The 15,094-nt window shown below is 44.9% G+C and carries 12 protein-coding genes; 9 read left to right on the forward strand and 3 right to left on the reverse strand.

Going from position 1 to position 15,094, the window contains the following annotated elements:
* Positions 1 to 86: 86 nt before the first annotated feature.
* The 4 genes from phnC (at position 87) to AB6D58_RS02025 (ending at position 3,391) form a co-directional block, all read left to right on the forward strand.
* Positions 87 to 905, forward strand: coding sequence for a phosphonate ABC transporter ATP-binding protein (phnC, locus tag AB6D58_RS02010; protein WP_102320520.1), 819 nt, complete (start codon positions 87 to 89; stop codon positions 903 to 905).
* Positions 902 to 1,756: a phosphonate ABC transporter, permease protein PhnE gene (phnE, locus tag AB6D58_RS02015; RefSeq protein WP_372156397.1), complete on the forward strand. Its 855-nt coding sequence runs from the start codon at positions 902 to 904 to the stop codon at positions 1,754 to 1,756. The genes phnC and phnE (AB6D58_RS02015) overlap by 4 nt, the downstream gene beginning before the upstream one ends.
* A gap of 10 nt (positions 1,757 to 1,766) precedes the next feature.
* Positions 1,767 to 2,561, forward strand: coding sequence for a phosphonate ABC transporter, permease protein PhnE (gene phnE / locus AB6D58_RS02020; RefSeq protein WP_372156398.1), 795 nt, complete (start codon positions 1,767 to 1,769; stop codon positions 2,559 to 2,561).
* 68 nt (positions 2,562 to 2,629) lie between these two features.
* Positions 2,630 to 3,391: an IS5 family transposase gene (locus AB6D58_RS02025; protein WP_026028612.1), complete on the forward strand. Its 762-nt coding sequence runs from the start codon at positions 2,630 to 2,632 to the stop codon at positions 3,389 to 3,391.
* 189 nt (positions 3,392 to 3,580) lie between these two features.
* Here the strand turns inward: AB6D58_RS02025 and AB6D58_RS02030 are convergent, their stop codons facing one another.
* From AB6D58_RS02030 to AB6D58_RS02040, 3 genes are all read right to left on the reverse strand, one after another.
* Positions 3,581 to 4,378: a fumarylacetoacetate hydrolase family protein gene (locus AB6D58_RS02030; RefSeq protein WP_372127876.1), complete on the reverse strand. Its 798-nt coding sequence runs from the start codon at positions 4,376 to 4,378 to the stop codon at positions 3,581 to 3,583.
* A gap of 324 nt (positions 4,379 to 4,702) precedes the next feature.
* Positions 4,703 to 6,856, reverse strand: a complete 2,154-nt coding sequence (locus tag AB6D58_RS02035) for a heparinase II/III family protein (protein WP_372104009.1) — start codon at positions 6,854 to 6,856, stop codon at positions 4,703 to 4,705.
* 2 nt (positions 6,857 to 6,858) lie between these two features.
* Positions 6,859 to 9,057, reverse strand: a complete 2,199-nt coding sequence (locus AB6D58_RS02040; RefSeq protein ID WP_017063613.1) for a heparinase II/III family protein — start codon at positions 9,055 to 9,057, stop codon at positions 6,859 to 6,861.
* A 333-nt stretch (positions 9,058 to 9,390) separates the two neighbouring features.
* Between AB6D58_RS02040 and AB6D58_RS02045 the strand changes: the two genes are divergently transcribed.
* The 5 genes from AB6D58_RS02045 to AB6D58_RS02065 all read left to right on the forward strand — a co-directional run bounded on the left by AB6D58_RS02045 (position 9,391) and on the right by AB6D58_RS02065 (position 15,049).
* On the forward strand, positions 9,391 to 9,726 hold the full coding sequence (locus AB6D58_RS02045; protein WP_009846518.1) for a cupin domain-containing protein: 336 nt from the start codon (positions 9,391 to 9,393) through the stop codon (positions 9,724 to 9,726).
* A 34-nt stretch (positions 9,727 to 9,760) separates the two neighbouring features.
* Positions 9,761 to 10,693: a sugar kinase gene (locus AB6D58_RS02050; RefSeq protein ID WP_017061485.1), complete on the forward strand. Its 933-nt coding sequence runs from the start codon at positions 9,761 to 9,763 to the stop codon at positions 10,691 to 10,693.
* Between the two features lie 73 nt (positions 10,694 to 10,766).
* The gene (locus AB6D58_RS02055) at positions 10,767 to 11,393 is read left to right on the forward strand and encodes a bifunctional 4-hydroxy-2-oxoglutarate aldolase/2-dehydro-3-deoxy-phosphogluconate aldolase (protein ID WP_017069898.1); all 627 of its coding nucleotides are present in this window, start codon (positions 10,767 to 10,769) and stop codon (positions 11,391 to 11,393) included.
* 861 nt (positions 11,394 to 12,254) lie between these two features.
* On the forward strand, positions 12,255 to 14,021 hold the full coding sequence (locus AB6D58_RS02060; protein WP_017061487.1) for a sodium:solute symporter family protein: 1,767 nt from the start codon (positions 12,255 to 12,257) through the stop codon (positions 14,019 to 14,021).
* Positions 14,022 to 14,284: 263 nt separating this feature from the next.
* Positions 14,285 to 15,049, forward strand: coding sequence for a transporter substrate-binding domain-containing protein (locus AB6D58_RS02065; protein ID WP_017067326.1), 765 nt, complete (start codon positions 14,285 to 14,287; stop codon positions 15,047 to 15,049).
* Positions 15,050 to 15,094: the final 45 nt, after the last annotated feature.

Consider the following 15,094-nt stretch of genomic DNA (forward strand, 5'->3'; position numbering starts at 1 on the left):
GCCTGCAGTTATTCACCACTCTTTCCGGTTTACTTTCCATGCCTGTCTCAGGCGAACTCTTAGTACACCGCTCTTATAGGAATTCTATGTCTACTCTTACCCTTAAAGGGCTTACCAAGCACTACTCCAGTTCTGATAAAGCCCTTACCAACGTTAGCTTGTCGGTCAATGCCGGTGAAGTGGTTGGTTTAATTGGTCCATCTGGTGCGGGTAAATCAACGCTTATCCGTTGTATTAATCGGCTCACCGAACCCACCAGCGGCGAAGTGATCTTTTCCAATACCAATCTAGAAACGCTGTCTAAGCGACAACTGAGACAATCACGCCGTGAAATCGGGATGATTTTCCAAGAGTACGCGCTGATTGAGCGTTTGACGGTGATGGAAAACGTACTTTCAGGACGTTTGGGTTACGTGAATTTCTGGCAAAGCTTTACTCGCCGTTTCCCTGAATCGGATATCCAAGCCGCTTATGCGCTACTCGACCGTGTTGGATTGTTAGAACACGCCAATAAAAGGGCCGATGCTCTGTCGGGTGGTCAGCGTCAACGTGTTGGTATTGCACGTGCACTTGCTCAGAAACCGAAATTACTGTTGATTGATGAACCAACGGCCGCACTTGATCCACGTACAGCGCGCCAAATCATGCGACTGATCAGTGAGATTTGTTCAGAGCAACAGCTCCCTGCCATCATCAATATTCACGATGTTCAATTAGCAAAGCAGTTTGTTGACCGTGTTGTCGGCTTAAATGCAGGTTGTGTCGTATTTGATGACAAACCAAACCTGCTCACTGAATATGTTTTAACGCAAATCTACGGTGAAGAAGACTGGAGTCAACAAGCAGAAGAAGAGGCCGATGACCTCATCATCACAAGTCCTCGCCTGTCTGAGGCAACAATATGACTCAACCATATCCAAATCAAGTTCAGCAGCATTTAAAGTCAGGAAAACAGAATTCCAAACAATACCCGACACAGTGGACAAAGCCGCCACTGATTTCTAGCCCATGGCTGCGCTGGAGCTTAATCATCATTGTGGCGGTTTACTTGTACCTTGCGACTCAATCGGTACACGTCAACTGGACTCGAATTTACGAAGGCAGCGAACGCGGCTGGCAGTTCATTTTGGCTTTCATGAACCCAGATTTTGGTGGCCGTTGGAACAACACCTCACAAGGTTTGATTGAGAGTTTAACCATGACCCTCACATCGACCGTGGCGGGTGTCCTTCTTTCAATTCCATTCGGGTTAGGCGCAGCGAAAAACCTTGCCCCTACGCCTGTTTACTTGTTCTGTCGTGCGTTTATTTCGGTTGCGCGTAGCTTACAAGAAATCATCGTAGCGATTCTGTGTGTTGCTCTATTTGGCTTTGGTACGTTTGCGGGGTTTGTCACGCTCACCTTCGCGACCATCGGCTTTCTCGCAAAATTGTTTGCCGATGAAATTGAAGCCATTGACCCAGCACCACTGACCGCAATGCGTGCAACGGGCGCAAGTTGGTTACAACAAGTGAATTACGCGATTCAAGCGCAGGTAATGCCGCGCTTCATCGGACTTTCGATGTACCGACTCGACATCAACTTTCGTGAGTCAGCCGTGATTGGCATTGTTGGCGCAGGTGGTATCGGCGCAACGTTAAACACAGCAATGGACCGTTACGAATACAGCGCAGCAGCCGCTATTCTATTGATTATTATAGTGATTGTGATGTTGTGTGAATACCTATCAACCATCATCCGTAAGCATGTGCAGTAAGGAACGACCAATGAGCACGCTAAATGAAACACCGACAAGCGCCATCAATCGTACCCAATGGCAGCGTTACGACAGTAAACAGAGCCTCATGCTTTGGCTAGGCTGGCTTTGCTTTGTTGCTTTGACAGTATTCGCATGGCAAGTCATGAACAAGGATACGATTTGGTACTTTGTGACTGACTCACCCAACCAATTTGCTGATATCTCTTCACGTATGTGGCCACCAAGATGGAGCTACTTAGAATCTCTTTGGAGCCCGTTGTGGGACACCATTAACATCGCGACACTTGGCACACTGTTGGGGATCGTACTCGCGTTTCCAGTAGCGTTCTTAGCTGCACGTAATACAACGCCAAGCATGACGTTTATCAGACCTATCGCGCTGTTCATCATCGCGGCAAGTCGTTCAATTAACTCGTTAATTTGGGCATTGTTATTGGTAGCAATCATCGGCCCAGGCTTGTTGGCCGGTATCATTGCGATAGCGCTACGTTCAATTGGCTTCGTGGCGAAGTTAATGTATGAAGCGATTGAAGAAGTGAATGCAACACAGATGTCTGCAATCCAATCGACCGGAGCTTCTCCGCTGCAGGTATTGAACTACGGCATTCTTCCGCAAGTGATGCCAAGTTTCATCGGCACGAGCTTGTTCCGTTGGGATATCAATATTCGTGAGTCTACGGTTTTAGGCTTGGTCGGCGCTGGCGGTATCGGCTTGAAATTGCAAGAATCGATGGCGATGCTGGCATGGCCTCAAGTGACTGTGATTTTCTGTGCGATTCTAGGGCGTGTTGATCTTTCGTGAGTGTTTTTTGAACAGCATGGTAAAGAGTTATAATTTGCTTCGCCAAAAGTAAAACCATAACCAATACCATGCCAAGAACAATGCTAACTGATATTCGCTGGGAACTGCTACTCCAAGTTATGAAAAGTACAGGTCGTATTTACGATAAAACTGAACATCGAATGACATTTGAAGGAATACTTTATCGAATGAGAACAGGTATTCCTTGGCGAGATCTACCCTCTGAGTTCGGAGAGTGGAGTACCGTTTACAGACGATTTAATCTTTGGTCAAAGAAAGGGATTTTAGATAATCTTTTCAAAAGTTTATCTAACATGGCTGATTTTGAATGGGTATTTCTTGATGGCTCTATAGTTAGAGCACATCAGCATAGTACAGGTGCAGCTACTGAAAGTTCAGAGCAAATAGGAAAAAGTCGCGGGGGCAACTCAACAAAAATTCACTTAGCCGTAGATAGTGGTGGCCTGCCGATTTGCTTTGATTTATCAGAGGGACAACGCCACGATATAGTGCATGCCGAAAGCTTAGTTGAGCAACTCGATGAAGTTAATACCATCGTTTGTGATAAAGGATATGACAGCGAACCTTTCCGTACTTTTGTTAAGGAACGTGGCGGAGAAACGGTAATTGCTAAACGCAATTACGGACAAGATATAGACAAAGACAGTATGGATTGGTGTTTATACAAGTATCGTCACTTGGTCGAAAATGCCTTTGGGAGAATTAAGCATTATCGAGCTATTTCAAGTAGATATGACAAGCTAGAAAGGAATTATGCCAGCATGTTATCGCTGGCATTCATGTTAATGTGGCTACCGATGTATTGTTGAACGCGAAATGTACAGCAAAGATCAACACGCCCTAGTGACGGTCATCTTCTCCGAATGGGTGGCAGCCAAAGCAAGAAAAGCCCTTATCTAAATAATAAAAACAACGTCAAATAGACGGTTAGTTAGGATCAAAGCCTACTCAGTGAGTAGGCTTTTCGTTTGTTGAAACGTAATAAACATTTTTCACCATCAGAACCGCACTTCGTTGACCACAGTCCCTACCCCTTCAATCGTGACACTCACTTGGTCCTTGTCGGACAAAGCATAAGTTCTACCTGGCGTGCCCATGAAAATTAGATCGCCCGGTTTGAGGGTAAAATAATGGCTCAAATAGCTCACGACTTTTCTTGGCTTGTGGATCATGAACGAAGTATTTTCTTGTTGAACCACTTTACCGTTAACACGAGTGGTTAACTCAACATTGTTGTAATCAATGCCGCGCACAATTGTGTTGCCAACTGGGCCAAAACCATCGGAAGCTTTCGCTCGGAGCCATTGTAAATCGGCGCCTTGCCAACTTCTTTCAGTAATATCGTTGCCCACCGTGACGCCAAAGATCGCTTGTTCGGCTTCTTCTTCACTGGCTTGACTGAGCTCTCTACCAATCACAACCACCAGCTCGCCTTCAAAATGAACATTTCTTGCTTTTGGTGGCACTTGAATCACTTCGCCCGTGAGAATCAAAGAAGAAGGAAGTTTAAGAAACATCGGCGGTGGTGCATCGGCAGGTGAGGCTAAGTGGCTAGCGAAGTTCATCCCGACGGCGAAGACTTTCTCTGGTTTTGTCGGTAGTAACACCTCAACCGACTCTAACGGGATCGAATTTTTTGCTACCGAATATTCGCCAAAGAGATCGCCGCTGACCGGTAACACTGCGTCATTGTCTAGCTTTCCATAGCTGATTTTGTCTTGGTATTGATAACGGACGAAATGCTCACTGCTCACCTCAACTTTCTTATTTTCTGCCGCCAATGTGACACCAGACATCGCAACTATTGCCAATAACCACTTCATCCTTGAATCCCTTTATTTTTAAATCCTAAACTATACTTTAGCCCACTCTGTAAGATTCGAAGGAAAAGGGAAGCTCCGTTGCCCCATCCTCTTTCCCCCCTTCTTATAAAAGCAGCACGCATAAAAAAACCGAGCAACTCGCAGTGAGTTACTCGGTTTGACTTATTCCCGATGTATTCAGTCGTTGTTGGTATCAACGAACGATTTGCAATCACGACTGAATTCAATGTGATGCTTCGTTCCCGCAAAGCACCACATCAATACATGCCATCGTTAAACGGCATGTATGTTAATCATTTACAGTTGAGCAAATGATCCTTCCCACGAGTATGTCTCACCCGCGAACTCAACAGTGTGAGTTGCTTGCTGCGTGTCTTCAGCTTGGTTTGAGATACCGTAGTGGTAAGTGTTGCCAGAAGTAGTCTGAATGCGAACAACAGTCCCGACACTGTTATGGCCCACAACAGATACTGATTTAACTAGACCACGAGCGCCTACAGAGGCTTCGATAGACTCGTTAAAGTAACCATGCGTTTCTAGTACAGAAGCAAACACGTGGTTTTGACCAGACTGACGTAAGATGAACGCAGGCTCACTCTTAAGGTTGAAGTCTGGATCGTTAGCACCAGTGCGAGCAAAAATCACTTCGCTGCCCGCATTCGCGCTGGTTACTAGGCTGTAGTAGCTGCTGTCATGTAGCCAGCTTACTAGAGAACCTTCTTCGTTTACTTTACCTGAAGCAACGTTCCATAGATGTTGGTAACCGTTATCTTCACCTAGCGGCTTAAGCGTTTTTTCCATGTTGTAATCAAAGTCAGTACGGATGATCTGGCCAGAGTGGTGAACTGGTAAGTCGTACTGGTGCTCAGCGTCAGCTTCGATGCGGTACACATCAATCACTAGCGGTTTTTCGAACTCAGGAAGTTCAGCAAGAATCACGCTGCGTTGCATGTCTACGCCAGTGTAGTACTCAGAAATGGTGCCGCTCATGCCTTGTAGAGACTGGTCGTCTGCTACGAAGAAATGCTTCTGACCAAACTTAGACTCAGCCAATGCTGTGTTGAAGTTGTTCTGTGTTTTCTGATCAACCGTTACTGTGTTGTGAGCAACCGTCTGCTTACAGTAAGACTTGTTCTCTGGGATGTAGCGACCGCCAAACTTAGGCTCAACGTTTACCCAGCGACCAAAACCGTAATCGTGCAGTACTTCGTGGCCACGGTTGAATACGCTTAGGTGTAAGCCATCGTAGTGACCATGGTCTAGCGCAGAGTGGTACTGGTGATCAGAGCCGTGCTGACCAAACCAGATCAACGCCATTGTGTCGTCGTCTTGCTCATCACGGTGACGAAGGATGCTTACGCCACCTTTTTCGCCTTCAGGGCCGTCCGTTACAAACAGGCTACCCCAGTTAAATGCTTTGATGTCGGCTGCTGCATCAACCGCGTCAGACAGTGTTTTACCCGAAGCATGAACCCAAACGTTTTGTTGGTGATCAGCCATGCCAAGCAGAGTTTCAGTCTGCTCGTAACGGTGGTAACACACAGACGTTGCCATGATAACGCCTTCATCGTTGATAGAGATTGTCTTCGATGAATCGTTCAGAGCTGGCAATGTACCGTCTGGGAATGCTGTTTTGAATACAGAGTACGACGTTGTCTTGATCACTGAGTCGTTGAATTCATAGATACCAACTTCTGGCTGACGACGTTCAATTGCTTCTGCGAACAGGTAGATTGGACGTAGCGAGAAACGGTGGTAGTAAGGACCTTCCATGTAGTAGCCGTCTGGCGAAAACAGTTGGTCAAGTTGTGCTAAGAAACCGCCGCTTACTTTGTCTAGTTTCAGGCCGTAAAGCGCTTTGTCTACAGACTCTTGGTCGTTGATTGCGTAACCACAGATACCTACCGCTGCCACAGCCCATAAGCCGTGGTTGTGTACGATATCGAAGTCGTGTGCGTAAGTCACAACGAACATTTCGATCATTTGCTTAAGAAGATCGTCTTCGATCAGACGCTTTTGCTCTTCAGAGATCGTGTGGTAAATACAGCTGTACGCACAAGAAGCGTAAAGCATCCACATGTTCTCGTTCAACGTTTGGTGGAACAACTTACCCGGAGGGTTAGAGTCACGGCTTACGTTGCTTTCAAGCGTTGGGTATACCGTCGCGTACGCAGTTAACATATCAACGATGTAGTCACGGTATTTTGTTTCCTCAGTGATAAGGAACAAACGGCCGGCTAGATCCATGTGGATGTAGTTTTGCTTGTGACGGTTATGTTCGTAACCGCCGCCTTCACCGTGACCTGGAACTTCAATGCCAACTTCAACCATGTAAGCGTCAGTTTGTTTAATATCGCGAGTCAGTGCGTTACCTAAAAGGCTATCCTTGCCAAGTTCTTTACGAAGCTCTGCTGCTTCATCAAAGTTAAGTAAAAGTGGTTGATAGCTCATTATTATTTCCCCTGCTCTGCTGTGCTTGCTAATTCTGGGTTTAAAATTATTTCTACTGAGTAGAAGCCTGTCCAGCTGTATACTTTGCCGTTCAGTTCTACTTTGTGTTCAGTGCTGTCAGTCGCGCCAAGTTGGTTGCTGATCATCACTGTCACGTTTGATTTCTCTGTCGTAATTTCTACTACTGAACCGATATTGGTGTGAGCCACTACTTTGATGTCTTTCACAACACCACGTGCACTTACAGATTGCTCGAATTCTTCGTTGAAGTAACCGTGCGTTTCAACAACAGAAGCAAACAGTGTTGTTTCGCCTTTGCTGCGTAGAATGAATGCAGGCTCTGAACGTAGGTTGAAGCTTGGGTCGTTAGCGCCAGTGCGAGTAAAGATCACTTCAGCATTGTCGTTAGACGTTGCACCTAGCCAAGTGTAGTACGTGTTGTTTTGTAGCCAGCTTACAAGTGCTGTGCCCTTCACTTCACCGCTTGCCACGTTCCATAGGTGTTGGTAACCGAAATCGTCACCTAGAGTGTTTAGCTCTTTGTTTGCTTGGTATTCAAAGTTAGTGCGAACAATCTGACCTTGATATTGGTGTGAGTAGTCGTACTGATGCTCACCTTCACCGCCTTTCTCAGAATCTAAACGGTAAAGATCTAATAGTAGCGGAGATTCTAATTCTTCAAGGTTTAGCATGAACACGCTGCGTTGCATGTCAAAACCTTCGTAATGATCGTTAGCAAATGCGCTCATGCCATTGATTTGCTCGTCTTCTACTTTGAAGAAGTGCGGCAAGCCGTGTACTGCATCTGCACGTTCAACGTCAAAGTTGTTCTGACATTTTTCATCAATCGTTACTGCGTTATGTGCAATTGTTTGACGAGCGTAAGATTTGTTTTCGTCTAGGTAACGGCCGCCGAATTTAGGCTCAACGTTCACCCAACGACAGAAGCCGTATTCACGCAGTACTTCTTGACCACGGTTGAAGAAAGAAATACCCAGCGTATCAAAGTTACCGTGACCCATGCCGTGTTGGCCGTAGTTCATCACTAACTGAGAAACGTCGCCTTTCTTATCCTGCATACGGATAAAGCCTTGCGCGCCGTTGTGACCTTGAGGGCCTTCGTTCAATTCAACACTTGGCCAGAAAGGCATGCCGATTTCTTGCTCAGCAGACGCCGCTTCATAAGCTTTAGATAGCTCAAGACCACATGGGTGCATCCAAACTGCGTCTTGAATCTTCGCCATACCAAGAATGTTTTGGTCAACGCCGTTTTCAGATGAGTAATGTTTGCTGTAAACGCTCACTGCAACCTGAACACCCATGTCTGTAATACCCATTGTGCGAGATGCATCGTTCAGAGCTGGGAATTCGCCGTTCGGGTAAGCCGTCGCAAGCATCGCTTGTACTGTGTTACCAATCACGCCGCCTTTGTAGTTGTAGATATCCACTTCAGGCATATGACGGTGAATCACTTCAGCGAACACACACGTTGGACGAATCGCATAACGGTGGTAGTAAGGACCTTCCATGTAGTAGCCAGACGGTGCAAACAGCTGAGAAACTTGCGCTAGGAAGCCGCCAGTGTCGTTACGGTCAATGCCGTACACCGACATTTCAAGGTACTCACGCTTGCCAAGAGCAAGACCACAAATACCGACAGCCGCTACTGCCCAAATACCGTGATTGTGAATTCGGTCGAAGTCGTGTGCGTATTTAACCGTGAACATTTCTAACATTGGTTCAAAAATACGAGACTCAATATTGTCGCGTTGTTCTTGTGTCAGGGTTGAAGCAACACAAGAGTAAGCTAAGCTTGAGAACATTAACCAGCAGTGTTCGTTCAGGATTTGGTGGAACAAACGACCTGTAGGGTTAGTGTTTTTCTGTACGTGGTAATCAAACGTTAGGTATTTGTCTGCGTACTCTTCTAGTAATTCTGTAACAAAGTCAGCGTACTTTTGCTCTTTAGTGATCAAGAACATGCGACCAGCTAGATTCATGTACGTGTAATTTTGCTTATGGCGGTTATGTTCGTAACCACCAGCCTCACCATGACCTGGGACATCAATAGGTAAACGCATGAATGCTTCTAGATCTTTCGCGTTCGCTGCAATGGTTTTGCCCATTAAGCTAGAACGGCCCACTTCAAGGTGAAGTTGCTCTATTTCTGCTTCAGTCAACAATACTGGTTTAGTCGTCATATTCTTTGTCACCCTCAATAAAGAGTTTATCTGCTTAAACTTTGATTAAATTTTCAAACTCCATATAAAGTAATACAATATGAGCTTTAATTATACCTATTCGTCGCTAAATGATGAGTAGAGTCACATAATTAGCCATAAGTCATTGATGTAGCTGGCTAATGGTAAATATTAGCCATTTATTAAGTTGTTGATTTATTTAGGCTATATAAAGTATCGCTTGATCAATATCACACAAATTTAGATATATTGTATTACAATTAGGCTCATTCCCTTATGATGGATGCAAGTTAAGTAACACTTAAAAGATTTAAACAGATTAGGAGATACACAATGAACTCTTTCTTTATCCTAGATGAAAACCCATGGGAAGAACTTGGTGGCGGCATTAAGCGTAAAATCGTTGCTTACACTGACGATCTAATGGCAGTACACCTATGTTTTGATAAGGGCGCGATTGGCCACCCTCATACTCACGAAATCCATGACCAAATCGGTTACGTAGTTCGTGGTAGCTTCGAAGCTGAGATTGAAGGCGAAAAGAAAGTCCTTAAAGAAGGCGATGCTTACTTCGCTCGTAAACACATGATGCACGGTGCAGTTGCACTAGAGCAAGACAGCATCCTTCTTGATATCTTCAACCCTGCGCGTGAAGATTTCCTAAAATAATAAACAGCGCAACCTCAGTTGCTAAGGTAAGCATATGAAATCATTAAACATCGCGGTCATTGGCGAGTGCATGGTTGAGCTACAAAAGAAACAAGACGGGCTTAAGCAAAGTTTCGGTGGCGATACACTAAATACTGCACTTTACTTGTCTCGCTTAACAAAAGAGCAAGATATCAACACGAGCTACGTAACAGCGCTAGGCACTGACCCATTCAGTACCGACATGTTAGAAAAGTGGCAAGCGGAAGGTATCGACACTAGCTTAATTGCTCAGCTTGATCACAAACAACCAGGGCTTTACTACATCGAGACCGATGAAACTGGTGAACGCAGTTTCCACTACTGGCGTAATGATGCTGCAGCAAAGTTCATGTTTGACCAGGAAGACACGCCTGCTCTACTTGATAAGTTATTCTCTTTTGATGCGGTTTACCTAAGTGGTATTACGCTTGCTATCTTGACAGAGAATGGACGCACGCAGCTATTCAACTTCTTAGACAAATTTAAAGCGCAAGGCGGCCAAGTATTCTTCGACAATAACTTCCGTCCAAAACTTTGGGAAAGCCAACAAGAAGCGATTTCTTGGTACTTGAAGATGCTTAAGTACACTGACACGGCTCTACTGACGTTCGATGACGAGCAAGAGTTGTACGGCGACGAAAGCATTGAACAGTGTATTGCACGTACGTCTGAATCTGGTGTGAAAGAGATCATCATTAAACGTGGTGCTAAAGACTGCTTAGTAGTTGAAAGCCAAAGCGCTCAGTACGTTGCTCCAAACCCAGTAGACAACATTGTTGATACTACAGCGGCTGGCGACTCGTTCAGCGCGGGCTTCCTAGCTAAGCGCTTAAGCGGTGGCAATGCACGTGATGCAGCGTTGGCAGGTCATATTGTGGCAGGGACTGTGATTCAGCATCCAGGTGCTATCATTCCTCTAGAAGCGACGCCTGATCTGTCTCTATAATTACGCACTTTAACTATTAATCAAGGGTTTGCTTAGTTGAAAGCAAGCCCACATTTAACGTGAGAAAGAATTCATGACTACATTAAATGAACAACTAGCAAACCTAAAAGTAATTCCTGTAATCGCTATCAACCGTGCTGAAGACGCTATCCCTCTAGGTAAAGCACTTGTTGAAAACGGCATGCCATGTGCAGAAATCACGCTACGTACAGAATGTGCAATCGAAGCGATTCGCATCATGCGTAAAGAATTCCCAGACATGCTAATTGGTTCAGGTACTGTACTGACTAACGAGCAAGTTGACGCATCTATCGAAGCTGGCGTTGATTTCATCGTAAGCCCAGGTTTCAACCCGCGCACTGTTCAATACTGTATCGATAAAGGCGTTGCAATCGTACCGGGTGTTAACAACCCAAGCCTAGTTGAACAAGCAATGGAAATGGGCCTTCGCACGTTGAAGTTCTTCCCTGCTGAACCTTCTGGCGGTACTGGTATGCTTAAAGCACTAACAGCGGTTTACCCTGTTAAATTTATGCCTACTGGTGGCGTAAGCTTGAAGAATGTAGATGAATACCTATCGATCCCTTCTGTACTTGCGTGTGGCGGTACTTGGATGGTTCCAACTAACCTTATCGACGAAGGTAAGTGGGACGAACTAGGCAAGCTTGTTCGTGACGCAGTTGATCACGTTAACGCTTAATCTGTTTTAGATTGAGTGATGAAGCCTCACCTCGGTGGGGCTTTTTGTTATCTGTCATTTATTGCGCTGACTAACCGTAAAACACGCTCAATCAACATTATGTTTCCCCCACACCTTATCGCCTTTCTCTCTATGGGCTCGTCCAGCTCCGCGACTAAGACAGGCAATAACAAGTAATGTAAGCTTTCAATCGACTTCAGCACGCATCTAACGAAGCGTTACTGGTGCCCCCTATCGCCTATCCAGCTTCTTATCCAGCCCCTTACCCAGCAATGTTCCTTTTCGATACGTCATCAAGCATCTCTCATGGCATGCACTGAAGACCACAATAGACAAAGTGCACCGCAAAATGTGTCCCGTCCGTCCAGTTTAACGCCCACTCAGTGACAAAAATTCCAAATATGCACCTCTATGGCACGAAAAAATGAATAAATAGCATAGAAAGGCTACAGAGCCGCAGACAAACAGAAAATAGCGAAGTGAAAACAATGAGCTACACTTGAAATCCCGATACAGAATTTTTCAGTATAGAGTTCCAAATTAACGTGAATGTCGTCGCACAACACACCAATTTGTAGCACATTTGTTACGGTTATAATTAAAATCTTATAGATACGGCAAAGTAAGCGCTTTTGTTTATATTGTAATACATATAAACATTTAACCCTCAATTTATTTTAGATCTCAAACAAAATACACTCACATTTAAATTCAATTAAAACAAATACTTATATAACCACGTGTTAGAGGCCGAAAAATCAATGCGACCTAGATCATACTAAAGACATATTGTAGTACAAATAAACCTTGGGACGCGTTAATCTAAGCCCAGTTAATTATGATATTTAAAAGGCTGAAAAGATGACTATTGATACTTTTGTTGTTCTCGCCTACTTCTTCTTTTTAATCGCGATTGGTTGGATGTTCCGTAAGTTCACCACCTCTACAAGTGATTACTTCAGAGGGGGCGGCAAAATGTTGTGGTGGATGGTTGGTGCAACTGCCTTCATGACACAATTTTCAGCATGGACGTTTACAGGTGCCGCAGGACGCGCATTCAATGACGGTTTCGTTATTGTAATCCTATTCTTAGCCAATGCTTTTGGCTACTTCATGAACTATATGTACTTCGCTCCAAAGTTCCGCCAACTTCGTGTGGTAACGGCGATCGAAGCTATTCGTCAGCGCTTTGGTAAAACGTCTGAACAGTTCTTCACATGGGCAGGTATGCCGGACAGCCTTATCTCTGCAGGTATCTGGCTAAACGGTCTAGCTATCTTTGTAGCAGCGGTATTCAACATCCCAATGGAAGCTACCATTGTGGTAACGGGTATGGTTCTAGTATTGATGGCAGTAACCGGCGGCTCTTGGGCGGTTGTTGCTTCTGACTTCATGCAAATGCTTGTAATCATGGCCGTGACAATCACTTGTGCGGTAGCAGCTTACTTCCACGGTGGCGGCTTAACTAACATTGTTGCTAACTTCGACGGCGACTTCATGTTAGGTAACAACCTAAACTACATGAGCATCTTCATCCTTTGGGTTGTATTCATCTTCGTGAAGCAGTTCGGTGTAATGAACAACAGCATCAACGCATACCGTTACCTATGTGCAAAAGACAGTGAAAACGCACGTAAAGCGGCAGGCCTAGCATGTATCCTTATGGTTGTTGGTCCACTAATTTGGTTCCTACCACCTTGGTACGTTAGTGCATTCATGCCTGAGTTCGCTGAGCAATACACATCAATGGGCGACAAAGCCGGTGATGCTGCTTACCTAGCATTCGTACAAAACGTAATGCCAGCAGGTATGGTTGGTCTTCTTATGTCAGCAATGTTCGCTGCAACGATGTCTTCTATGGATTCAGGTTTGAACCGTAACGCTGGTATCTTTGTAATGAACTTCTACAGCCCGATTCTTCGTAAAAATGCGACTCAGAAAGAGCTGGTTATTGTAAGTAAGATAACGACTATCATGATGGGTATTTTCATCATTGCGATTGGTCTATTCATTAACTCTCTGCGTCACTTAAGCTTGTTCGATATCGTAATGAACGTAGGTGCGTTGATTGGCTTCCCAATGCTTATCCCTGTCCTACTAGGTATGTGGATTCGTAAGACACCTGACTGGGCTGGTTGGTCTACTCTAGTGGTTGGTGGTTTCGTTTCTTACATCTTCGGTATCTCTCTGCAAGCAGAAGACATCGAGAACCTATTTGGTCTAGAAACAGCGCTTACAGGCCGTGAATGGAGCGACTTGAAAGTAGGTCTTAGCTTAGCTGCTCACGTAGTGTTCACAGGTGGTTACTTCATCATGACTTCTCGCTTCTACAAAGGCCTATCGCCAGAGCGTGAGAAAGAAGTTGACCAACTATTCACTAACTGGAACACGCCGCTTGTAGCGGAAGGTGAAGAGCAACAAAACCTAGATACTAAACAGCGTTCAATGCTTGGTAAGCTTATCAGCACAGCAGGTTTCGGTATCCTAGCAATGGCTCTGATTCCAAACGAACCAACAGGACGCTTGTTGTTCCTACTATGTGGTTCAATGGTACTAACCGTTGGTATCCTATTGGTTAACGCATCTAAAGCTCCGGCTAAGATGAACAACGAGTCAGTCGCTAAATAGCTAAATAGCTAAATAGCTAAATAAGCAGCTAACAAGTTAAACCAAAATGAAGCCCATGTTATTCGATAACATGGGCTTTTTGTTTGTCTTCGGTTTATCAAAACGGAATATGAAACGCACCTCGATCAATGCTCACAAACCATAGAAATACCTATCTCCTGCCCTCGTTTCATCTTCTTTTCCAACCTTTCCAATGGTTTGATCTCTTTCTCTGATTGTTTCTGTTACTTTGAATGACAACACAAACACAACAGACAATTACAATGAAAAAAACATCACTATTACTTGCTTCCATTGCTCTGGCACTTTCTGGTGTCGCACACGCTGACCAGCTAGAAGACATTCAAAAATCAGGTACTCTGCGTGTGGGCACCACAGGTGACTACAAGCCTTTCTCTTACTTCGATGGTAAAAGCTACTCTGGCTACGATATCGACGTTGCACAGCACATCGCGGAACAATTAGGCGTTGAATTGAAGATTGTTCGTACCACATGGAAAGATCTACTGGCCGATCTAGACGACGATAAGTACGACATCGCAATGGGCGGCATTACACGTAAAATGCAGCGTCAGTTAAACGCGGAACAAACTCAAGGCTACATGACCTTTGGTAAGTGTTTCTTGGTTGCAAAAGGCACCGCAGAACAGTACGACAGCATTGAGAAAGTGAACCTCTCTTCTGTTCGTGTGGGCGTGAACATTGGCGGTACTAACGAGATCTTTGCCGACGCGAACTTGCAGAATGCAAGCTTCACACGCTACGAGAACAATCTCGACGTACCGAAAGCAGTAGCAGAAGGCAAAGTTGATGTGATGGTAACAGAAACGCCTGAAGGTCTATTCTATCAAGTAACTGATGAACGTCTTGAAGCGGCACGCTGCGAAACTCCATTCACCAACAGTCAGTTCGGCTATCTGATTCCTAAAGGTGAACAACGTTTGTTGAACACGGTGAACTTCATTATGGATGAGATGAAATTGAAAGGTGTTGAAGAAGAGTTCCTGATCCACAACTCCCTTAAGTAACTCTTTTCAATTTATACCGTAACAAAAAAGAGGCCAGCAATGCTG

Source organism: Vibrio sp. 10N.239.312.D08, assembly GCF_041466145.1.
In the GTDB taxonomy this organism is placed as follows: domain Bacteria; phylum Pseudomonadota; class Gammaproteobacteria; order Enterobacterales; family Vibrionaceae; genus Vibrio; species Vibrio crassostreae_C.